Consider the following 20320-nt stretch of genomic DNA (forward strand, 5'->3'; position numbering starts at 1 on the left):
CTCCCGCGAATGTCAACAGCCGGTCGACCCGCCCGCCGCACCGCCCGGCGCCGCGCCGATCCGCCCCCGGATGGCACGGTCTCGCAGGCAGGAGGTAACCTCCCGCTTACCTCACCCCCCGGAGCCGAGGAGCGCCCATGCCGGACCTGACCGCCGCCGAGACCGTCCGCGCCGCCGACGAGATCGTCCACGACATCGGCTCGAAATGGATGCTGGACCCGGCGGTCTCCGAACACGGGAGGGAACTCGGCTACGCCAACCCGTTCGCCTTCTACTTCGCGGGGCGCGGCGGGGTGCTCGGCGACGTCGACGGCGGCGTGGTCTGGGCCGCGCTCGGCTTCTTCGAGGCCGGGGTCGTGCGTGCCATGTGGGACGAGGGCGTCGCGGTCGCCGGGGCGCGGGAGGCGGCGCGCCGGTACGCCAAGGCGTTCCGGGCCTGGGGCGAGGAGCACCTCCCCGACGACCCGCGCCTGTGCGAGCTGGCCGAGCGGGTCGCGAACGCGGCCGACGGCGCGGGGCTGCCGCTGTTCTGCGGCTGGCGCGCCGAGCCGCTGCCGGAGCGCGGGCCGGGCCGGCTGGTGCAGGTGCTCCAGGTGCTGCGCGAGCTGCGCGGCGGGCAGCACCTGGTCGCGACGACGGCCGTCGGCCTGTCGCCGCTGGAGGCGATCCTGATCCACGAGGGGGAGGGCAAGGCCAGGTTCTGCGGCTGGCAGGGCGACTTGCCCGACTGCTCCGACCGCGAGCCCCTGCGCGCGGAGGCCGAGGAGATCACCGACCGCCTGTCGGCCGCGGTGTACGAGAAGGCGCTGTCGCCGTCCGAGCGCGCGGAGTTCGCGGAGCTGGTGGAGAAGGCCGGCTCGGCCGTCCTCGGCTGACCGGTTTGTCAGCCGGAGACAAGAGCCGCGCGGAGATTGCGCAAACAAACGACTGTCGTAACAAGAACGACTGAGTTCATTGTTGCCCCATCACTCGACCGCTCCGAAAGGAGTCCGCGATGGGGCGACCCACCCTGTCGGCCGCGGGGGGACGACCCCGCGGCCCGCTTCGCTCGTTCGTGCCCCTCACCGTCCTCGCGGCTTCGGCCCTGGCCGCCGGGGCGCTCGCCGGCCCGGTGAGCGCGCGCGAGGCCGGCCGGTCCGAGACGCCCGTCCCGTCCGGCTCGCCCGTCACCGACGTCGTCGAGTCGGCGGTGCGCGTCAAGGTGCCGCTCCCGGCCTCCGCCGGCCCCCATCCCGAAGCCTGCGACTGGCTGTCCTACCTGCGGTTCCGGCACGAGGACGGGCCCGCCGAACCGGCGCGGGCCGACAGGATCCTGGTCGCCCAGCCCGGCATCCTCGAAGGCGCGGGCGCGTTCGACAGCGTCGCGCGGAACACGGTGTCGGCCGCGGCGAAGCGCGGGAAGCACATCGAGTTCTGGGCGCTCGACCGGCGCTCCAACTGCCTTGAGGACCGCACCGGGCTCCAGGCCGGGCTCAGGGCGAAGGACGTCCACCTCGCCGTGGACTACTACTACCGGCAGAAAGAGGTGGACGGCCGCAAATTCGCCGGATACCAGTCGAACGACCAGGTGAAATGGCTGCAGAATGTCGGGCTCGAACAGACCGTGCGCGACCAGTACGACCTGATGGTCCATGAGCTTCCGGACCAGGCGGCCCGAAAGCAGAAGATGCTGTGCGGCGGCCATTCCCTCGGCGGCGTCCTGACCGCCTACTTCGCCGAATGGGACTTCGACGGGAACCACGCCACCACGGACGACGCCGGCTACAACCAGTGCTCCGGCTACTTCGCGCTCGACACCCGCATCGCGAAGGGGCTGCCGGGGATGGGCGGCGAGGTCCCGGAGGACTGGGTTCCCCTCGTCGAGTTCGGCGCGGGCGCCGTCCAGGCCGGGCTGGAGACGGGCGTGATCCCGCGCGCGCTGTCGGCCCCGGCCGTGGTCAACACCGAGACGATGAACCTGCTGGGCATCGCCGGTCTCGCGGCCAACCTCGACCCGGACGGCGTCTCCGACCTCGCGGCCTACGTCCCGTCCGGGTTCAACCAGGACATGACGTACCGGCTGCTGTTCTCCAAGGACTACCCGACGTTCCTCAAGGGCTCCCCGACGGTGAAGGACTTCCGCTTCACCAACGCCGCGGCGCTCGGCGGGCTGCTGGACGACAACTCCCAGCCGCTCGCGTTCATGCAGGCCAGCGTCGGCTTCTGGGACGGCGGCAGGATCGTCGACAAGGAGTTCCCGGCGCCGAACAACCTGGACGAGCTGGGGCTCGGCGGCCTGTCCCGGCTGCTCGGCAAGGAGAAGAAGGCGATCCCCGACGAGCCGGGCGGCCCGCTCTACACGTGGCGTAACTACGACCGCGTCGGCGCGCCCGACGACCCGGTGTACAAGTCGAAGGACGGCACCCCGTTCACGTCCGCCGGCAAGGAGGTCACCGACATCGCCGAGCTGGCGCGCAGCCTGTCGGAGCACCCGCTCGACTTCACCGAGCACTACTTCCCCACGAAGATGGTCACCGACATCGCGCTGGCGGGCGCGCCCGGCATCGCGGACGACGCCGTCCACGAGGGAGGCATCGCGGCCAACCCGATCCTCAACCTGGAGGCGGGCGACGGCCTCGGGTTCAGCGACCCGCAGCCCGGCGACGTCGTCGCGCCCGGCTACCAGCACCTCGACGTGCTGACGGCCTCCGCCGTGCAGAACGGCGGCGAGCCGGAACCCGTCTCCACCGCGCTGGCCGCCTTCGCGGGTTAGCGCAGCGGTTTGTTTTGCCGGACGGGCGCCGGGTAGGTGGACGGCGCGCGAAGGTGAAGGGTGGTGTGACGTGGGCGTTCGTACATGGATCGGGTCATGGCCCGTCTACCGCCAGTTCACCGGCGACGATCCGCTCGGCCGCGGCTCCGCGGCGAAGAGCGCGGGGACCGAGCGGATCAAAGCCAGGGTGGGCACCGCCGACCAGGTCGTGAAGTCCGTCTGCCCGTACTGCGCGGTCGGCTGCGGGCAGGACGTGTACGTCAAGGACGGCGAGGTCACCCAGATCGAGGGCGACCCGGACTCGCCGGTCAGCCGGGGGCGGCTGTGCCCGAAGGGCTCGGCCAGCCTCCAGCTGACCACCGGGCCGGCCCGCGAGCACCAGGTCCTCTACCGGCGCCCGCACGGCACCGAGTGGGAGCGCCTCGACCTCGGCACGGCGATGGACATGATCGCCGACCGGGTCGTCGCGGCCCGCCGGCACGGCTGGCAGTGGGAGCAGGACGGCCTGCGGGTGCGGCGCACGCTGGGCTTCGCGAGCCTCGGCGGCGCCACGCTCGACAACGAGGAGAACTACCTGATCAAGAAGCTGTTCACCGCGCTCGGCGCGGTGCAGATCGAGAACCAGGCGCGCGTTTGACACTCCTCCACCGTTCCCAGTCTGGGAACCTCGTTCGGCCGCGGCGGCGCGACCACCTTCCAGCAGGACCTGCAGAACTCGGACTGCATCGTCATCCAGGGCTCGAACATGGCCGAGTGCCACCCGGTCGGGTTCCAGTGGGTGATGGAGGCGAAGGCGCGCGGCGCGAAGCTGATCCACGTGGACCCGCGGTTCACCCGGACCAGCGCGCTCGCGGACGCGCACGTCCCGCTGCGCGCGGGCAGTGACATCGCCTTCCTCGGCGGGATCGTCAACTACGTCCTGGAGAACGACAAGTACTTCCGCGACTACGTGGTGGCCTACACCAACGCGCCGGTGATCCTCACCGAGGACTTCCGCGACACCGAGGACCTCGACGGCGTGTTCTCCGGCCTCGACCCGGAGAACCGCAGCTACGACTTCAGGACGTGGCAGTACGAGGGAATGCAGGTGCAGGCCGCGTCCGGCCGGCGGGACATGGAGTACGAGGAGCGCGCCGGGTCGGTCGCGGAGGCGGGGCGCGGCGAGGCGCACGGCTCCGGCGGCGCGGCGATCGGCACGGGCGCCCCGGAGCGGGACCCGACCCTGCGGCACCCGCGCTGCGTGTTCCAGGTGCTCAAGCGGCACTACTCCCGGTACACGCCGGAGATGGTGGAGCGGATCTGCGGCGTCCCGCGCGACCAGTTCCTGCAGGTGTGCGAGATGCTCACCGAGAACTCGGGGCGGGACCGGACGTCCGCGTTCGTCTACGCGGTGGGCTGGACGCAGCACACGGTCGGCGTCCAGTACATCCGGACGGCGGCGGTCCTGCAGAGCCTGCTCGGCAACATCGGCCGGCCCGGCGGCGGCATCATGGCGCTGCGCGGCCACGCGTCCATCCAGGGGTCGACGGACATCCCGACGCTGTTCAACCTGCTGCCCGGCTACATCCCGATGCCGCACGCGCACAGCAACGAGGACCTGGACGCGTTCGTCAAGGCGGAGGCGGCGAAGAAGGGCTTCTGGGGCAACATGCGGGCCTACACCGTGAGCCTGCTGAAGTCGTACTGGGGCGACGCGGCGACCGCCGAGAACGACTACTGCTTCGACTACCTGCCCCGGCTGACCGGCTCGCACAGCACGTACGAGACGGCGATGGCGCAGATCGGCGGCCAGTGCAAGGGCTACTTCCTGATGGGCGAGAACCCGGCCGTCGGGTCCGCGAACGCCAAGATCCAGCGGCTCGGGATGGCGAACCTGGACTGGCTCGTCGTCCGCGACTTCTCGCTGATCGAGTCGGCGACGTGGTGGAAGGACGGCCCGGAGATCGAGTCGGGCGAGATGCGCACCGAGGACATCGGCACCGAGGTGTTCTTCCTGCCCGCCGCCGCGCACACCGAGAAGGACGGCAGCTTCACCAACACCCAGCGCATGCTGCAGTGGCACCACCAGGCCGTGGAGCCCGCCGGGGACGCGCGCAGCGACCTGTGGTTCATGTACCACCTGGGCCGCATCATCCGGGAGAAGCTCGCCGGGTCGGACGACGAGATGGACCGCCCGGTCCTCGACCTGACGTGGGACTACCCGACGCGCGGCCGGCTGGACGAGCCGGACGCGGAGGCGGTGCTCGCCGAGATCAACGGCTTCGACGCCGACGGGAACCCGCTGTCGTCCTACACGCAGCTGAAGGACGACGGGTCGACCAGGTGCGGCTGCTGGATCTACTGCGGCTGCTACGCCGACGGCGTCAACCAGCCCGCCCGCCGCAAGCCCGGCAAGGACCAGCACTGGGTCGCGCCCGAGTGGGGGTGGGCGTGGCCGTCGAACCGGCGCATCCTCTACAACCGGGCGTCCGCCGACACGGACGGCAACCCCTGGAGCGATCGCAAGGCGTACGTCTGGTGGGACGCCGAGCAGGGGAAGTGGACAGGCCACGACGTGCCCGACTTCATCGCCGACCGCCCGCCCGACTACAAGCCGCCGAGGGACGCCACTGGCCCGGACGCGCTCGCCGGCGACGACCCGTTCATCATGCAGGCGGACGGGAAGGCGTGGCTGTTCGCGCCGGCGGGGCTGACCGACGGCCCGCTCCCGACGCACTACGAGCCGCAGGAGTCGCCGTTTACGAACCCGCTGTACAAGCAGCAGCGCAACCCCGTCCGGCACCTGCTGCCGCCGCATCCCGACAACCGGTACGCGCCGGCGGACGGGGCGCCGGGCGCGGAGGTGTACCCGTTCGTGACGACGACCTACCGGCTCACCGAGCACCACACGGCGGGCGGCATGTCGCGCTGGCAGCCGTACCTGGCCGAGCTGCAGCCGGAGTTCTTCTGCGAGGTGTCCCCGGAGCTGGCGGCCGAGCGGGGCCTGGAGCACGGCGGCTGGGCGACGATCGTCAGCCCGCGCGCCGTCATCGAGGCCCGCGTCCTGGTCACCGACCGGATGCAGCCGCTCGTCGTGGACGGCCGGACGGTGCACCAGATCGGCCTGCCGTACCACTGGGGCCCGAACGGCTACAGCACCGGCGACGCGGCGAACGAGCTGCTGCACCTGTCCCTGGACCCGAACACCCACATCCAGGAGGCGAAGGCGCTGTCGGTCGACATCCGCCCGGGGCGCCGCCCGCGCGGCCCGGCCGCCGTTGCGCTGGTCCGGGAGTACCGGGAGCGGGCCGGCATCACCGCGGAGACCGGCACCGAGGTCTAGCCGGGCGGCTAGCGGACGACGAGCGGGTGCTGCCCGGCGGGGACGAGCTCGCCGATGACCGGCTCGCCGGGGATCTCGCCGGCGACGAGGAGGCCGCCTGACGTCTGCGCGTCGGCGAGGAGCAGCCGGTCCTCCTCGGACGTGCCGCGGAAATCGGTGTGCGGGGCGACCCAGCCGAGGTTGCGGCGGGTGCCGCCGCTGACGTACCCGGCGCGCAGGGACTCGCGGGCGCCGTCCAGGTAGGGGACGGCGGCGGCGTCCACCACGGCGGTGACGGCGGACGCGCGGGCCAGCTTGTACAGGTGCCCGAGCAGCCCGAAGCCGGTCACGTCGGTGGCGCAGACGGCTCCGGCGTCGAGCGCGGCGGCGGACGCGTCCCGGTTCAGCCGCGTCATGGCGGCGACGGCGTGCGGGAACACCTCCCCGGTCGCCTTGTGCCGGTTGTTCAGGACGCCGAGGCCGAGCGGCTTGGTCAGGGTGAGCGGCACGCCCGGCTTGCCGGTGTCGTTGCGGAGCAGCGCGGCGGGGTCGGCGACCCCGGTGACGGCCATGCCGTACTTGGGCTCGGGGTCGTCGACGCTGTGGCCGCCGCCGACATGGCAGCCCGCCTCGGCGGCGACGTCCAGCCCGCCGCGCAGCACCTCCCGGGCCAGGTCGAACGGCAGCACCTCGCGGGGCCAGGCGAGCAGGTTCACCGCGACGAGCGGCCGGCCGCCGACGGCGTAGACGTCCGACAGCGCGTTCGCGGCGGCGATCCGCCCCCAGTCGTAGGGGTCGTCGACGACGGGGGTGAAGAAGTCGGCGGTGGCGACGGCGGCGAGGCCGCCGCGGGAGCCCGGCAGCCGGACGACGGCCGCGTCGTCGCCGGTGTCGAGGCCGACGATCATCTCGGTGTTGGGCGCCTCCGGGACGGTGCTCAGCCCGGCGAGGACGTCCTCCAGCTCGCCGGGCGGGATCTTGCAGGCGCAGCCGCCGCCGTGCGCGTACTTGGTCAGCCTCTTCATCCCGCCTCCTCGGTGCAGCGCCGCCGGAGGTCGTCCACCCGGACCGTGTAGCCCTTCGCGTCCAGGTGCTCCAGGAGCGGGACGGCGACGCGGCGGGTGGTGCCGAGCGCGCGGCGCGCCTCGCTCAGCGTGAACGGGCCGCCGAGGCCCGCGAGCAGCGCGGCGGCGCGGGCGTCGTCGCCGGGCAGCAGCACGATGCCGTCGCCGACCTTCAGCAGCTCGCCGGCCGCGACCGCGGCGGCGAGCATCCGCGGCGTCAGCCCGAGGTCGGCGAGCCGGTGCGCGTCCGGCGCCCGGAACGGCGCGCCGGCCAGCTCGCGGCGCACCGCGTCGACGGCCCGCCGGACCGGCGGGGGCAGTTCGGGCGCGGTCGCCCGCCCGTAGATACGGCCGTTCCGCCGCCGCAGGCCGGCGCCGGCCTCGGCCAGCGCCTCGACGAGGGCGCGGTCGGGCAGGCCGAGGGCGCGGCGGGCGGCGTCGGCGGGCAGGCCGGGGTCGGCGGGGTGGGCGGCGGCGTGCTCCTCGACGGCCGCGGTGAGGCGTTCGCGGAGGTCCGCCCAGTGGCCGGGGTCGGCGAGCCAGTCCCCCGCGACCGGCTCGGACGGGGCGGGCACGCCCATCGCGGCCAGCTCCGCCCGCGTGATCAGCCCGCGGCGGCGCAGCTCGGCGGCGCCGTCGGGGCGGCCGCTCATCGAGGCCAGCTCGCGGGCCCGCGCCGCCGCCGCGCCGCGCCGCCGGAACGGCTCCGGGCGGACGTCCAGCACGGTGACCCCGGCGGGGACGCGGTGGGCGCCGGGGTCGCGCAGCAGCGCGACGTCGCCGACGCGCAGCGGCAGCGGCCGGCGCAACGCCAGGCGCGCGGTGTCGTCGCCGAGCGGGCGCACGTGCACCGGCACCGCCGCCGTCCCGACGTGCAGGGTCAGCTCGCGCGGCAGGTCGTGCGCCGGCTCCCCGCGCAGCCGCACGTCGACGAGGCCGGCGGCGAGCCAGCGCCCGGGCGCGAGCAGGGCGCGGCCCCGGCGCAGCTCCCGCACGTCCCCGTGCAGGTTGAGGGCGACGCGGGCGACGGCGCCGACGCGGTCGCGGTCCTCCTTGAGGCTCTGCAGGCCGCGCACCCGCACGAGGCCGCCGCCGGCGGCGAGGCGGTCGCCGGCGGCGATCGTCCCGGCGCCGAGGGTTCCGGTCACGACGGTGCCCCTGCCCCGGACGGTGAAGACGCGGTCGATCCACAGCCGCACGTCGGCGTCCGCGTCGGGCGCGGGCAGGGACGCGGTGAGCCGTTCCAGCGCGGCGCGCAGCCCGTCCAGCCCGTCCCCGGTGGCGCCGCTGACCATGACCGGCTCGACCTCGCCGAGCGAGGTGGCCGCGATGCGGGCGAGCGCCTCCTCCCGGGCGAGGGCGGCCGTCCCGGGGCCGGCGAGGTCGCAGCGGGTCACGGCGAGGAGGCCGTGCCGGACGCCGAGCGCGTCCAGCACCGCGAGGTGCTCCTCCGACTGCCGCTGCCAGCCCTGGTCGGCGGCCACCACGAACATGACCGCGGGGACGGGGCCGACGCCGGCGAGCATCGTGCCGACGAGCCGCTCGTGCCCGGGGACGTCGACGAACGCGAGGCGGTCGCCGCCGGGCAGGGCCGTCCAGGCGAAGCCCAGCTCGATCGTCAGGCCGCGCCGCCGCTCCTCCTCCAGCCGGTCGGGCTCCATCCCGGTCAGGGCGCGGACGAGGGTGGACTTGCCGTGGTCCACGTGCCCGGCGGTGGCGACGACGTGGGTCATCGGGCCGCCGCCCGGACCGCCTCGGCCAGCTCGCCGTCCCGCGCGGGCGGCACCGCCCGCAGGTCGAGCAGGCACCGCCCGTCCTCGACCCGCCCCAGCACGGCCGGGACGCCGCGCCGCAGCCGGGCCGCGCAGCGCTCGGGCACCGACACGGCCGCGCTCGGCAGGACGACGCCGGGCGCTCCGCCGCCCCCGACCGCCGCGTCGCTGTCCACGGCCGCCGCGTCGACCCCGCCGTCCCGCAGCCGCGCGGCGATCCGCTCGGCCCGCTCCCGCAGGCCCGCCGCGCCGGCGCGCAGGGCCTCCTCGGTGGGGGTGCGCGGCCCGCGGACGGTCGCCTCCAGCGCCGCGAGCGTCGTCTTGCCGACCCGCAGCGCCCGCGCGAGCGGATGCCGCGCCAGCCGGCGCACCAGGTCCTCCCGCCCGAGGACGAGCCCGCACTGCGGGCCGCCGAGGAGCTTGTCGCCGCTCGCCGTGACGAGGTGCGCGCCCGCCTTGAGCATGGACGCGGCGTCGGGCTCGTCCGGCAGGAGCGGCTCGTGCGCGAGCAGCCCGGACCCGATGTCGGAGACGACCGGGACCCCGAGCCCGGCCAGCTCCGCGACGCCGGCGCTCCGCGTGAACCCCTCGATCCGGAAGTTCGAGGGATGCACCTTCAGGATGAACCCGGTCTCCTCGCCGACGGCCGCCGCGTAGTCGTCCGGCGCGGTCCGGTTGGTGGTCCCCACCTCCCGCAGCCGCGCGCCCGTCGCCGCGAGCAGTTCGGGGATGCGGAAGCCGTCGCCGATCTCCACCATCTCGCCGCGGCTGATGACGATCTCCCTGCCGGGCGCGAGCGCGGTCGCGGCCAGCACGAGCGCCGCCGCCCCGTTGTTGACGACGTGGGCGGCCTCCGCCTGCGGCACCCGCTCCAGCAGCGCCGCCAGCGCGGACCGTCCCCGGCGCGCCCGCCGCCCGGTCTCCAGATCGAGCTCCACGTCGGTGGCGCCCGACGCGCGGGCCGCGGCCTCGCGCGCCGCGTCCGACAGGGGCGCCCGCCCGAGGTTCGTGTGCAGCAGGACGCCGGTCGCGTTGATCACGGGACGCAGCCCGGAGGCGGTCGCCGGCAGCGACGCCACGGCGGCGTCCGCCACCGCGTCCGGCGGGATCTCGCCGTCGCGCGCCCGCCGCTGGGCCGCGACCACCGCCGCCTTGACCACGCCGCGCCCGAGCCGCTGCACCGGCCCGGCGAGCCGCGGATCGGCGAGCAGCACGTCAGTGCGGGGGATTCGCCGCCGCCCGTCCTCCCCCGCGCCGGGTGCGGCTCCGCGATCCATCAGGCGACCTCCGAACACCAGCGTTACCCGCCGGCATCGCACGCAAACGGGGCCGCGCCGGGGCGGACCGGAAGCCGGTGCCCGGCCCTCGCCCGGCCCCGGGTCGTGACGGCGGAGCAGAATTCCATACGCCGCGCATGAAAGGAAGCCGGGCGCCTTGTCACCGGGGTGAGTGTCGCGTGTGATTCCTCTTACCTAGCCTGGCGGCCCGGGTGTTCGCTGACGGAGGTGGCACTTTGACGGAGCTGTACGAGGGAGCCGCGGAGACCGGCGAACTGTCCGGGGAGCCCTGGCGGGACGTACCGCGCGAGGAGGCGCAGTGGATGCGCCCGCACCTTCCCGCGCTGGTCGACTCCATGGTGGAGGGAGTGCTGCGGCACGTCCCCGAGTACGCCCGGCCCGACGACCCCGTCTACACCGAGACGATCCGGGTCGCGATCGAGCGCGGCATGGGGCACTTCGTGCAGATGATCGCCGACCCGGACGTGTCCTGGAAGGAGGTCCACCAGGTCTTCTTCGACGTCGGGTACGGCGAGGCGATGGAGGGGCGCTCGCTGGAGCACCTGCAGAACGCGCTGCGCGTCGCGTCCCGGACGGCCTGGCGGTACCTGTCGCGGGAGGCCGACCGGCTGCAGAAGCCGCGCGAGCTGGCGATCGCGCTGACCGAGGTGAACTTCGCCTACCTGGACCTGCTGGCGTCCGCCGCCGCGCAGGGCTACGCGCGGGCGCGGGAGAAGGCGGCGGGCGAGCGGGAGCAGCGGCGCGGCCGGCTGCTCAGCCTGCTGCTGACGGAACCGGCGGCGCCCAAGGAGATCGTCGTCGAGCAGGCGAACCTGGCCGGGTGGGCGCTGCCCGAACGGCTCGCGGTGATCGTGCTGAGCCCGCGCCCCGGCAGCGGCGGCGAGGGGCCCGCGGGGCTGCCGCCGTTCCTGCTGAGCGGCCTCGACCGGGGCCGGCCGTGCCTGGTGATGCCCGACCCCGACCGCCCCGGCGGTCCCGACCGGCTCACCGCCGTCCTCAGCGGCTGGACCGGAGCGGTGGGGCCGTCGGTGCCGACGGACCAGGCCGGCGTGTCGCTGCACTGGGCGCACCGGACGCTGGACCTGCTCGCGGCCGGGCGGCTCGGCCGCACCGGGCCGGGCCTCGTGCACGCCGACCGGCACATGCCTGACCTGCTGCTGCAGGAGGGGTGGACGCTCGCGGAGGCGGCGGCCAGGCGGCGGCTGGCGCCGCTCACCGAACTCGGCGCGCACCGCGGGTCCCGGCTCGCGGTCACGCTGCTGGAGTGCCTCAAGCACGGCTTCAACGCGACGGACGCCGCCGAGGCGCTGTGCGTCCACCCGCAGACCGTCCGGTACCGGCTCGCGCAGCTCCACGAGCTGTTCGACTACGACATCGAGGACCCGGCGATCCGGCTGGAGCTGATGCTGCTGCTCCCCGTCTGGCTGCGGGACAACGCGGACGGGGAGCAGCCGTGAGCGTCACTCGCTCCTTGCGGGGACCCCGGTGACCGGCAGCTTCCCGTCGAGGTAGGCCCGCCGGCAGGCGGACCTGGCGATCTTCCCGCTGCTGGTGCGGAGCAGCCCGCCCGGCTCGATCAGCACGAAGTCGTGGACGCGCAGGTCGTGCGCCTGCTTGACGGCCGTCCGCACCGCCTGCGCCACCTCCTCCGGGTCGAGGAGCGCGATCGGCACCCGCCGGTTCCGCTCGGCGATCACCACGAGCCCCTCGGTGTCGCCCGTGTCGACCGACACCGCGCACGTGTACTCGCGGCGGATCCCCTTGTGCGCGCCGGACACGGTGAACTCGATGTCCTGCGGGTAGTGGTTGCGGCCGTCGACGATGACGAGGTCCTTGATCCGGCCGGTGACGAACAGCTCGCCGCCGTGCACGACGCCGAGGTCCCCGGTGCGCAGCCACGGCCCGCGCGGCAGGTCGCCGATCGTCCCGGACAGCTCCGCCTTGAACGTCTCCTTGGTCGCCTCCGGGCGCCCCCAGTAGCCCGCGGCGACGTTCGGGCCGTGCACCCAGATCTCCCCGACCTTCCCGTCGGGGAGACGGACGCCGGTCTCCGGGTCGGCGATGACGGTGTGCTGGCCGTAGGACGTCCCGCACGCGATCAGCTGGATCGAGCCGGGCGCGTCCGCGTCGCACGGCTCGGCGGAGCCGCGGCGCAGCCGCTCGTGGTCGAACGCGACGCGGGTCGGCGGCCGGAACCGCGACGACGCCGACACGTAGACGGTGGCCTCCGCCAGGCCGTAGGCGCACACCTGCGCCTCGGGCCGCAGCCCGCAGTCCTTGAACGCCTCGTAGAAGCCGGTGAGCGTGCTCTCCCGGATCGGCTCCGCGCCGTTCATGAAGACCTGCACGCCGCTCAGGTCGAGCTTCTCCTTCTCCTCCTCGGTGACCTGCGCGGTGAGGTACTCGTAGGCGAAGTTCGGGCCGCCGGTGAACGCGTGCTTCTGCTCGCTGAGCAGCTCCAGCCAGCGGACGGGGCGCATGATGAACGCCACCGGGTCCATGATCACGCCCGGGTTGCCGTAGACGAGCGGCAGCGCGACCGTGGTGACGAGGCCCATGTCGTGGAACACCGGCAGCCAGTTCACGCCGGACGACTCGCGCGGGATGCCCTCGAACGCCCGCCACAGCTGCTCGGCGTTCGTCGCGAAGTTGCCGTGCGTGATGATGACGCCGGCCGGGGTGCGGGTCGAGCCGGACGTGTACTGCAGGTAGGCGATGTCGTCCGGGTCGATCGGCTCGGACGTCCAGTCGAGCGCCGGGTCCACCCGGTCCGCGACGATGACCTCCAGCGGCGGGCGCACGAACTCGCCGCTCAGGAACGACTCGACGGCGGGCAGCGACGCGCTCGTGGTGACGACGACGTCGGGCTCGGCGTCCTGGTAGACGGCGAGCAGCCGGTCCCCGTGGCCGGGCAGGTCCGGGGAGAACAGCGGGACGCCGATGGCGCGGGCGTACATCGCGCCGAGGAACCCGGTGACGTAGTGCAGGTCCTGCGGGGCGAGCAGCGCGACCCGCCGCCCCGGCCCGGTGGCGTCGCGGATCGCGGCGGCGATCGAGCGGGCGCGCCGGTCCAGCTCGCCCCACGTGACGTGCGCGGCGACGCCGTCCGGGTCGGACACGTAGTCCATGAACGTGTACGCGCGGTCGCCGGGGAAGTCCTTGGCGAACCGGGCGAGCCGCTCGATCAGCGGGGTCCGGTCGAGTTCGGGGAGGTCCTTCATGCCGTTTCTCCAGGGGAGGTGACGCGCCGGGACGCGAGGCGCTCGGGGTCGGGCCAGCGCACGTCCCAGACCCAGCCGAGCTTCTCGAAGAGCCAGATGACGCGGGCGCTGATGTCGATCTGGCCTTTGAGGACGCCGTGCCGCGCGCAGGTCGGGTCGGCGTGGTGCAGGTTGTGCCAGGACTCCCCGAACGACGGGATGGCCAGCCACCACACGTTGCGGGCCTTGTCGCGGGTCCTGAAGTCCTCCTTGCCGAACACGTGGCAGATCGAGTTGATCGAGAAGGTGACGTGCTCGCCGACGAACACCCGCATCAGGCCCGCCCAGAACAGGGCGGTGACGGCCCCGTGCCAGGAGAGCGTGAGCAGCGCGCCCAGCCCCATCGGGACGAGGAACGTCGACAGCACGATCACCGCGTACACCGGGTCGAGCGACAGGAACCGGATGTCCCGGTCCTTGAGCAGGTCGGGCGCGTACTTGCTGCGCGAGGTGCGGTCCTTGCTGAACAGCCAGCCGATGTGCGCGTGGTACAGGCCCTTGGTGAGCCCCCAGACGCCCGGCCCGTACGCCCACGGCGAGTGGGGGTCGCCCTCCTGGTCGGAGTACTTGTGGTGGCGGCGGTGGTCGGCGACCCACCGGACCACCGACCCCTGCATCGCCTGCCCGCCGAGGACGGCGAGCACGATCCGCAGCCACCGCTTGGCCTTGAAGCCGCCGTGCGTGAAGTGCCGGTGGTAGCCGACCGTGATGCCCAGCGCGTTGAGCGGATAGAGGAACGCGAAGATGGCCACATCCGTCCAGCCGATCCCCCAGCCCCACAGGAAGGGGACGGCCGCCAGCAGCCCGAGGATCGGCGCGACGACGAACACCACGACCGCGATGCGCTCGGGCAGCGGGACGGTTCCGGAGATGTCCGGCTGGGGGGTGCGGCCGCCGATGTCGGCGACGCCCGCTGTCATGTCGTAGTTCTCCTTGGCTCAGCAGTTGCCGGTGACGGGCTTGCCCTGGAAGCGGTCGCCGAGGAAGTTCGTCACGTCCCCCGCGGCGCCCCAGTCGGTCGACAGGTGCTCGGTCGGGTAGGTGTTCTTCCAGGTCGTGTTGATGCCGGCCGCGCAGTACGCCTGGCGGGTGCCGTCCTCGGTCTCGTGCGGGATGATCTCCTCCAGCCAGCCGCGGTACTGGAACACCGGGAAGCCGATCTCGTACCTGGCCCCGGACGACGGCGGGCCGACGTCCACGCCGAGCTTCTGCCGGTCGACGACCTCTCCCCAGGTCACTCCGCCCGGCCCCTTCACCGCGTACAGCTGGTCGAGGGTGAGCTTGTCCGTGGAGAAGTTCTCGACGCGGGCGCCGAGGAACACCGCGAGCGTCCCGAACAGGCAGTTGGACCGGACGTCCTTCACCGCCTGCGCGCCCCGGTCGTTCATCAGCTCGGTGAACGGCATCTCCGGGTAGGCGGCGTTCAGGCCGACGAGCGCGTCGGCGAGGAAGCCCGCGAAGAAGCTGCCGTTCAGCTGCTTCGCGGTCAGCCTCAGGTCGCCGGGCACGCCGCCCGCCGCGGCGCCGGCCACGTCCAGCTCCGGCGCGTAGGACGAGGCGAGCTGCGCGCCCCACAGCGCGGCGGCGCCGCCCTCGGAGTAGCCGGAGATGCCGACCTTGCCGTCCGCGGTGAGCGTTCCGCCCGGGATCTGGCGGGACGTCCGGACGACGTCGAGCAGCGCGTGCCCCGCGTTCGCGCCGATCATGTACGTGTGGACCTGCCCGTCCAGGTACCCGACCCCGTCGGTCGCGGCGACCGCGAACCCCGCCTTGAGGAACAGCTGCAGGTTGCCGCCCTCGTACATGTCGACGTACTGGCCGGCGAGCTGCTTGGAGAAGGCGCACTGCGGGCCGGAGCCGAGCGTCCCGGGGTTGAACGCGACGGTCGGGCGGGAGCCGCCCTTCGTCCAGGCCGCCTCCGGGATCGCGACCGTGCCCGTCACGACGTTCTTCGCGCCCTTGACGTCCGTCGACACGTACCGGACCTTCCACGCCTTCATCGGGACGTCGCCGGGGATGTTCGTCAGCTTCACCGGCCGGCACGCGAGCAGGTCGCCCGGCTCGCCCGGGACGGTCGCCGGCGGCGCCGCGTAGATGTCGGCGTCGGTGGCGTCGCAGCCCGGCGGCGCGGCCAGGGCATGGGGCGCGGTGACGGGAACGGCCAGGGCGGCGCCGAGCACGGCGGCGCCGAGGAGGGGGCGAAGGCGCATTCTCGCTCCAGGGGTGGGCTGGAAACCGAATGCTGACGACTGTGCCGATCACGCTCCGGGCGCGGAATGAAGTCTCCTCACATGGTCGGGCCGCGTTCTTAGCAACGAACTCAACAACGGCCCCGCCGTCCCGCCGCCGGCCCCGCCGCCGATCGAGATGTCCGGCCGGTCACCTAATGTCGGCCTCATGAGCGAGTCGCTACGGGACGCCGGCCGGGCGGCCGGGCCGCGCCCGCGCCTGGTCACCCGGCCGCTGGCGCTGGTGTTCGCGGCCACCGTCACCAGCCTGACGGGGGTCTTCCTGCTGCTGTCGGTCGTCCCGATGTACGCGGTGGACGGCGGGGCGGGCCGCGCGGGCGCGGGCCTCGCCACCGGCGCGCTGATGCTGACGACCGTCCTCGCCGAGCTCGCCCTCCCCCGGCTGCTCACCCGGTTCGGCTACCGGACGGTGCTCACGGCGGGGACCCTGCTGCTCGCCCTGCCGCCGCTCGCGCTGCCGTTCTCGTCCGGGACGGCGATGGTCGTGCTGACGAGCCTGGTGCGCGGCCTCGGCTTCGGCGTCGCCGTGGTCGCGCCCAACGCGCTGGTGGCGGCGCTCGCGCCGGCGGAGCGGCGCGGCGAGGCGCTCGGGGTGTTCGGCATCACCGCCGGGGCGCCCTCGGTGCTCGCGCTGCCGCTCGGCGTGTGGCTCGCCGACCGGATCGGCTATACCCCCGTGTTCGTGGCGAGCGCGGCGGTCGCGCTCGCCACGCTCGCGGTGCTGCCCGGCATCCCGAACCGGCCGCCGCGGCCGTCAGCGCCCCCATCAGCGTCTGCGTCGGCGTCGGCGTCCCCGCCGGCGGAGGGGCGGCCGCTGGGGATGGTCGCGGCGCTGCGGTCGCCGGCGCTGCTGCGCCCGGCCCTGGCCTTCGCCTCGACCGCGATGGCGGCGGGCATCCTGATCACCTTCCTGCCCCAGGCGGTGCCCGGCGGGGCCGTCGCGGCGGCGGCGCTGTTCGTCCAGCCCGCCGCGACCACGGCGGCCCGCTGGTGGGCGGGGCGGGCCGGCGACCGGCGCGGCGCCGCGCGCCTGCTGCCGCCCGCGCTCGCCCTCGCCGCGGCCGGGATCGCGCTGCTGGTCGCCGTCCCGCACCCGGCGGCGGTGTTCGCCTCGATGGCGCTGTTCGGCACGGGCTTCGGCATCACGCAGAACGCGAGCCTCTCGATGATGTACGAGCGGACGCCGGCGTCCGGCTACGGGACGGTCAGCGCGCTGTGGAACATCGGCTACGACGGCGGCATGGGCGTGGGCGGCGCCGCGTTCGGCGTGGCCGCCGCCGGCGCCGGCTACCCGGCCGCGTTCGCCATGACCGCCGCGGTGATCCTGCTCGCGCTGCCGCTGGCCCGCCGCTCCTGATCCCGCGCGGTCAGCCCCGCGCGGGCCGCGGGCGGTCGCGCGGCCCGGCCCGGCGGGCCGGTTCCGCGCCGCGCGGGACGGCGTCCGCGTCGGCCGAGCGCCGGGGCCGCTCGGCGGGGCGGTCCGGATCGGGGTCGGCGGGCATCAGCCCCGAGGTCTCCAGGTAGTGGCGCCCCCGGGGGGTGAGGTCCCAGGCGTTGTGGCGCCACTCCTTGCGCCGCCACACCACGCCCGCGGACAGCAGCTTGCGGCCGACCCGGCTGATCTCGGTCTCGTCGGTGCCGAGCTCGGCGGCCAGCTGCTGGTTGGACAGGCCCTGGCGGCGGGCCACGGCCACGAGGAAGCGCGCCGCGTACCCGTCGGGCTGCAGCGCGAGCTGGAGGCCGGACGGGAGCCGCTTCAGCGCCCAGTGCACGACGTCGATCAAGCCGAGGATGCGGCCGCGCTGCTCGCGCTGCGCGCCGTCGAGGGCGTCGACGTCGAGATAGTGGCGGTGCAGCCACTGGAGCCCGTCCTGGCATTCGGTGAGGGCGGGCTCGTCGGCGCTCAGCGAGGCATCGGTGATCAGCATGCCGAGCGCTGAGAAGTGGCCGTCGCTGATGACCTTGGCGTTCTCCATGGCGTCGATGAGGCGCCGGATCTCGGTCCGCCGATCGCGGCGGTCGGGGGCGGTGTCGGTGGACGGGTTCACGGCTCACTCCTCGGCGACGGGCATCCCCGGACATGTCCAGCGTGCGCCCATGCCAAGTGAATGTCAAGTGACGCGCGTCTCTGTTGCGGACGACACGGTGTCCCCGGCCCGCGAGCGTTAGCATCGAGCCACTAGCCGTGACCGTGCCTTGACCCCCGGGGGCGCTGATGGAGGATCAGTTGGCCGCAGCCGTGCATCCGGCAGAACCAGCTGATCTCTTCGTCCGGCTCTACGACGCCATGCCGGACGAGGTGTTCCGCGGCTGGACCGCCACCCGCTGGTACGAGGACGCCCAGGTGCGGCGGCGCGCGAACGAGATCGGCGAGATCGTGCTGGAGCACGGCGTCCTCGACCCGGCGATCACCGAGGAGATGATCGCCGAGTACGGGGACCGCGGCCGGTTCATGATCCTCCTCGGCCTCGACACCGCGCTCGCGCACGCCAGCCCGTACTCCCCGTACCACGGCGCGCCCGCGCTGGCCGGGGTGCTCGTCACCTACCTGACCGAGGGCAAGTTCAACGGGCCGGGCACGACGGGCGCGCTGCTCCCCCGCTGCGCCTACCCGGGCCGGCCCCGCGGGCTGCGGTCCAAGGCGGAGTTCTTCGGCGTCCACCGCGTCCCGCAGGCGGAATGGGACATGATCGAGCACTCGGTCCTGCCCGCCGCGCACGACCCGCACTTCAGCCGGGACGAGCCGGTCGCCGTCGGCTGCGCGCCGGTGCTGGAGACCTACGACGACGTCGAGATCGAGTTCGCCGAGCGGGACGGCACGACCGTGTACCGGCTGCGCCCGATGGACTCCTCCGGGCTGCGCAGCCGGATCAAGGCGATCGTCCGGCGGCTGGACGAGTCCGGCGCGCAGCTCGCCGTGATGCCGGAGGCGTCGCTGTCGGACGCGCTGCTGGAGCACTGGAAGGAGGTCGCGTTCGACACCGCCGGGCGCGACCGGAGCCGGCGCCCGCTGCGGTTCATCCTGCTCGGCAGCGGCCCGCTCGGCGGCGGCGACCCGCCGCCGAACCGCGCCGTCCTGCTCGACCGGTGGACGGGGCGGGAGCTGCTGGTCCAGGACAAGCTGTCCGGCTTCACGCTGGACGCCGCGCAGATGCGGCTGTGGCGGCTGCCGGACGCGCCGGACGCGGGCACCGCCGCCGAGCACATCCGGCCCGGCCGCAAGATCAGCGTGCTCGACTCGTCCCTGGGCCGGCTCGCCGTGCTCATCTGCGAGGACCTCGGCCGCTCGATCCGCTGGGAGCGCGAGCTGCTGGCGTGCGGGGTGTCGCACCTGCTCGTCCCGATCTTCTCCAAGCCGATCCTGGAGTACCGCTGGGAGGACCAGGGCGCCGAGCGGCAGGTCGCGGAGCTGGGCGCCTGGGTCACGGTGTCCAACAGCCTCGCGGTCGGCGCCGCGATCCCGGACATCGACCTGCCCGGCCCCCGCTACACGTGCCTGGTCGCGGGGCCGCGGAGCCTGCGCCGCACCGCCTACGCCGGCGACCGGCAGTTCGGCGTCGCGCGGACGGGCGCCGAGCTGGGGCGGCTGCCGACGTCCGAGCTGCCGCGCGTGTACCCCGGCGCCGCCTACGACGCCTGGCACGACCACTGGCAGGACGCTAAGTAGCGGCCCGTCCGGCGGGGTCCTCGACGGTGAACGTCTCCGGGCTCGCCACGCTGCCCGCCGGCATGTACACGATGGGGCAGCCGGAGGCGGCGCCCACCGGGACGGTCGTCCGGAGCCGGGTGTCGGTCACGTCGGAGACCGCCGCGCGGGCCGGGCCGAAGCGGACGCCCATCGCCGCCGCGAGGCCGGTGCCGTGGACCGTGACGGCCGTGCCCGGCGGGCCGCCGAGCGGCTCGATCGCGGTGACCGTCGCCGCGGGGGCGTGGTCGCGGCCCTGCGGCGCGGGCGCCAGCAGGGTCGAGAAGACGCTGTGGAACTTCTCCGCGGTCTCCCGCGAGAACTGCCCGACGAGCGCGGCGATGGCGGTGATCCCGTACGGGTTGATGTCGGCCGCACCGCCGGCCGGCGAGGTCAGGCCGCCCCGCACGACCAGGTACACGATCAGCCCGAAGAGCGCGCCGACGAAGGGCAGCAGCAGGTACATCGGCAGCCAGCTCCGGCGCAGCGCCCGGTTCCCGATGTACCAGTAGAACGAGCGCAGGACGTGCGCGATGCCGCCGAGCGCGCCCGCGGCCATGACGATCACGAACAGGCTCGTCTCCCGCGACAGCGTCGGCGACCAGCCCGGGAAGCGGGCCGTCTTGGCGGCCGGGGTGATCTCGGTCCGCCCGTCCGGGCCGATCCGGGGGCTCGCCGGCCACGCCTGGACGAGCACGATCACCAGCACCGCCGTGACGATCAGCAGGACGGCGAACACGGCGACGATGTCGCGCGTGCGGGCGTACGTCCCGCCGGGCGACTCCGATTCGGCGGACGGTTCGGCGGACGGTTCGGTCACGGCCCTCCTTCGGGGGGTTCGGTTCGCGCGGGCCTCCAGCCGGTTATCCGCCCGGGCCCGCGCGCCGTTTCGCGAAGGGCGGGCCGGGCGCCGCCCACAATTACGACAATCCGTTGCAA

Annotated in this window: 14 protein-coding genes; 6 read left to right on the plus strand and 8 right to left on the minus strand. The window is 74.1% G+C overall.

Annotated features, from left to right (window positions below; all coding sequences use genetic code 11):
• The first annotated feature begins 137 nt into the window (after positions 1 to 137).
• From ABTW95_RS19845 to fdh, 3 genes are all read left to right on the plus strand, one after another.
• Entirely contained in the window at positions 138 to 875 is a 738-nt protein-coding gene (locus tag ABTW95_RS19845) for an SCO6745 family protein (protein ID WP_500227036.1), read from the plus strand.
• A 119-nt stretch (positions 876 to 994) separates the two neighbouring features.
• Positions 995 to 2752 (plus strand): hypothetical protein, encoded by a 1758-nt coding sequence (locus ABTW95_RS19850; protein ID WP_500227037.1) that lies wholly within the window; start codon positions 995 to 997, stop codon positions 2750 to 2752.
• A 70-nt stretch (positions 2753 to 2822) separates the two neighbouring features.
• The gene (gene fdh / locus ABTW95_RS19855) at positions 2823 to 6074 is read left to right on the plus strand and encodes a formate dehydrogenase (protein ID WP_500227038.1); all 3252 of its coding nucleotides are present in this window, start codon (positions 2823 to 2825) and stop codon (positions 6072 to 6074) included.
• 8 nt (positions 6075 to 6082) lie between these two features.
• Here fdh and selD read toward each other — a convergent pair whose 3' ends face one another.
• From selD to selA, 3 genes are read right to left on the minus strand one after another with little or no spacing between them, the layout of a single operon-like run.
• A complete protein-coding gene (gene selD / locus ABTW95_RS19860; protein ID WP_500227039.1) occupies positions 6083 to 7078 on the minus strand; it encodes a selenide, water dikinase SelD in 996 nt (331 codons plus the stop codon).
• Entirely contained in the window at positions 7075 to 8850 is a 1776-nt protein-coding gene (locus tag ABTW95_RS19865) for a SelB domain-containing protein (protein WP_500227040.1), read from the minus strand. Before ABTW95_RS19865 ends, selD begins: the two co-directional genes overlap by 4 nt.
• Positions 8847 to 10166 (minus strand): L-seryl-tRNA(Sec) selenium transferase, encoded by a 1320-nt coding sequence (gene selA / locus ABTW95_RS19870; RefSeq protein ID WP_500227041.1) that lies wholly within the window; start codon positions 10164 to 10166, stop codon positions 8847 to 8849. The genes ABTW95_RS19865 and selA overlap by 4 nt, the downstream gene beginning before the upstream one ends.
• A gap of 236 nt (positions 10167 to 10402) precedes the next feature.
• Between selA and ABTW95_RS19875 the strand changes: the two genes are divergently transcribed.
• On the plus strand, positions 10403 to 11644 hold the full coding sequence (locus tag ABTW95_RS19875) for a PucR family transcriptional regulator (RefSeq protein WP_500227042.1): 1242 nt from the start codon (positions 10403 to 10405) through the stop codon (positions 11642 to 11644).
• Between the two features lie 3 nt (positions 11645 to 11647).
• Here ABTW95_RS19875 and ABTW95_RS19880 read toward each other — a convergent pair whose 3' ends face one another.
• From ABTW95_RS19880 to ABTW95_RS19890, 3 genes are read right to left on the minus strand one after another with little or no spacing between them, the layout of a single operon-like run.
• A complete protein-coding gene (locus ABTW95_RS19880) occupies positions 11648 to 13408 on the minus strand; it encodes a fatty acyl-AMP ligase (protein WP_500227043.1) in 1761 nt (586 codons plus the stop codon).
• Positions 13405 to 14367 carry an acyl-CoA desaturase gene (locus tag ABTW95_RS19885; protein WP_500227044.1) on the minus strand — a complete coding sequence of 321 codons (963 nt, stop codon included), beginning with the start codon at positions 14365 to 14367 and terminating at the stop codon, positions 13405 to 13407. The genes ABTW95_RS19880 and ABTW95_RS19885 overlap by 4 nt, the downstream gene beginning before the upstream one ends.
• Positions 14368 to 14385: 18 nt before the next feature.
• Complete coding sequence (locus tag ABTW95_RS19890) at positions 14386 to 15657, minus strand: lipase family protein (protein WP_500227045.1); 1272 nt, start codon at positions 15655 to 15657, stop codon at positions 14386 to 14388.
• A gap of 187 nt (positions 15658 to 15844) precedes the next feature.
• Between ABTW95_RS19890 and ABTW95_RS19895 the strand changes: the two genes are divergently transcribed.
• Positions 15845 to 17053, plus strand: coding sequence for an MFS transporter (locus tag ABTW95_RS19895; protein ID WP_500227046.1), 1209 nt, complete (start codon positions 15845 to 15847; stop codon positions 17051 to 17053).
• Positions 17054 to 17063: 10 nt separating this feature from the next.
• On the opposite strand, the gene ABTW95_RS19900 is transcribed toward ABTW95_RS19895, so the two are convergent.
• A complete protein-coding gene (locus tag ABTW95_RS19900) occupies positions 17064 to 17744 on the minus strand; it encodes a hypothetical protein (RefSeq protein WP_500227047.1) in 681 nt (226 codons plus the stop codon).
• Positions 17745 to 17923: 179 nt separating this feature from the next.
• Here ABTW95_RS19900 and ABTW95_RS19905 point away from each other — a divergent pair, with 179 nt between their 5' ends.
• Entirely contained in the window at positions 17924 to 19363 is a 1440-nt protein-coding gene (locus ABTW95_RS19905; protein WP_500227048.1) for a hypothetical protein, read from the plus strand.
• On the opposite strand, the gene ABTW95_RS19910 is transcribed toward ABTW95_RS19905, so the two are convergent.
• Complete coding sequence (locus ABTW95_RS19910) at positions 19356 to 20201, minus strand: IPT/TIG domain-containing protein (RefSeq protein WP_500227049.1); 846 nt, start codon at positions 20199 to 20201, stop codon at positions 19356 to 19358. The genes ABTW95_RS19905 and ABTW95_RS19910 overlap by 8 nt on opposite strands.
• Between the last annotated feature and the right edge of the window lie 119 nt (positions 20202 to 20320).

Origin of the sequence: Spirillospora sp. NPDC127506, assembly GCF_040302145.1 — a bacterium.
Taxonomy (GTDB): domain Bacteria; phylum Actinomycetota; class Actinomycetes; order Streptosporangiales; family Streptosporangiaceae; genus Spirillospora.

Coding starts and splice junctions, on each gene's coding strand:
- selA (WP_500227041.1), bottom strand. CDS start 10,166: ATGGATCGCGGAGCCGCACCCGGCGCGGGGGAGGACGGGCGGCGGCGA.
- ABTW95_RS19880 (WP_500227043.1), bottom strand. CDS start 13,408: ATGAAGGACCTCCCCGAACTCGACCGGACCCCGCTGATCGAGCGGCTC.
- ABTW95_RS19845 (WP_500227036.1), top strand. CDS start 138: ATGCCGGACCTGACCGCCGCCGAGACCGTCCGCGCCGCCGACGAGATC.
- ABTW95_RS19850 (WP_500227037.1), top strand. CDS start 995: ATGGGGCGACCCACCCTGTCGGCCGCGGGGGGACGACCCCGCGGCCCG.
- ABTW95_RS19865 (WP_500227040.1), bottom strand. CDS start 8,850: ATGACCCACGTCGTCGCCACCGCCGGGCACGTGGACCACGGCAAGTCC.
- ABTW95_RS19895 (WP_500227046.1), top strand. CDS start 15,845: ATGAGCGAGTCGCTACGGGACGCCGGCCGGGCGGCCGGGCCGCGCCCG.
- ABTW95_RS19890 (WP_500227045.1), bottom strand. CDS start 15,657: ATGCGCCTTCGCCCCCTCCTCGGCGCCGCCGTGCTCGGCGCCGCCCTG.
- selD (WP_500227039.1), bottom strand. CDS start 7,078: ATGAAGAGGCTGACCAAGTACGCGCACGGCGGCGGCTGCGCCTGCAAG.
- ABTW95_RS19885 (WP_500227044.1), bottom strand. CDS start 14,367: ATGACAGCGGGCGTCGCCGACATCGGCGGCCGCACCCCCCAGCCGGAC.